Raw genomic sequence first — 1,253 nt, forward strand, 5'->3', positions numbered from 1 at the left:
CTGATCTGGCCCCCTGAAAACGGACGCCATGAAGCCGTTTCAGGCGGCAGCCCGGAGCTGCCGGGCGTAGTTGTTAGGCGAGTGGTAGCCCAGCGCCGAGTGTAGCCGGGCTGGATTGTAGAAGCCGTGGATGTAAGCAGCGATGGACTGGCTGGCTTGTTCTCTACTGGCGTAAGGCTCGGCAGCCTCTTCTGTCTTGAGCGTGGCAAAGAAGCTCTCGGCCACCGCGTTGTCCCAGCAATTGCCAGGCCGGCTCATGCTTTGGACCACCTCATGGGACTGCAGCAGCTGGCGAAACTGGTTCCCCCAGTACTGCCCACCACGATCTGAATGGAAGATCAGGCCGGGTCGTTGTGGATGCAGAGCCCAAGCATTGGCAAATGCTTTCACCACCAGCTCTTCAGTCAGACGCTTGGAAACACTGTAGCCCAGCACCTGCCGGGTCTGGACGCTGATGACCACGGCCAGATGCAGCCATCCCTGGCGGGTGGGGACATACGTGATATCCCCGACCCAGGCCGTCGGTCCGGTTCCGGGGGCAAATTGCCGATCCAGCAGGTTGGGGGCGAGCTGAGATGATCCGCCGGAGGATTTGGGTCGGAATCGGCCTTTGGTCTTGCCCTGGATTCGCTCCTCGGCCATTAACCGTGCCACGCGCTTGTGGCCGACTGGATGATTCCTGGCTCGTAAGGCCCTGACCAGCCGACGTCGCCCATAACTGCGCTTGCTGGTCACATGAATGGCCCGAAGCTCGGTACGGAGGGCCGAATCGACATCGCACGTTTGGGCACACTGCCGGCGCAGGTAGTCATGGAATCCAGAGACAGAAACCCCAAGAACCCGACACAGCAACCTGGTCGGGTAGTGAGTCCTTTGACTGGCGACGAAGGCGTACCTCACTTGGACTCTCTGGCAAAGAACGCCGCCGCTTTTTTTAGGATTTCCCGCTCCATCTTCAGATTGGCGTTCTCGGCCCGAAGGCGGCTGATCTCGCTTTCCAGGTCGGTGGCTGGCCTGCGAGCCTCAGAGGTCAACGACCGGCCAGCACGGACCGCGTCAAGCCAATTTGCCAGCGTCTTGACCGACATCTCCAGCTGACGGGCCGCTGCGGCAGGTCCGAGCGACTCGGCCAACTCCACGGCTTGGTGCTTGAACTCATCGGTGTAGCTACGACGGGTGATACGGGACATAAGGGACCTCCAAGTGCGATCAAAGTATCGCTTCTTGGCGTCCGCTGACGGGGGGCCAGATCA

Annotated in this window: 2 protein-coding genes; both read right to left on the bottom strand. The window is 60.8% G+C overall.

Translation table 11 applies throughout. The features are described from left to right. Positions 1-39: 39 nt before the first annotated feature. A complete protein-coding gene (locus AC2A1N_RS13595) occupies positions 40-900 on the bottom strand; it encodes an IS3 family transposase (protein ID WP_088023848.1) in 861 nt (286 codons plus the stop codon). After that, positions 897-1,190, bottom strand: coding sequence for a transposase (locus AC2A1N_RS13600; RefSeq protein WP_006388655.1), 294 nt, complete (start codon positions 1,188-1,190; stop codon positions 897-899). Before AC2A1N_RS13600 ends, AC2A1N_RS13595 begins: the two co-directional genes overlap by 4 nt. Positions 1,191-1,253 lie beyond the last annotated feature (63 nt).

The sequence above is a fragment of the Stenotrophomonas maltophilia group sp. SKK55 genome, assembly GCF_057179845.1.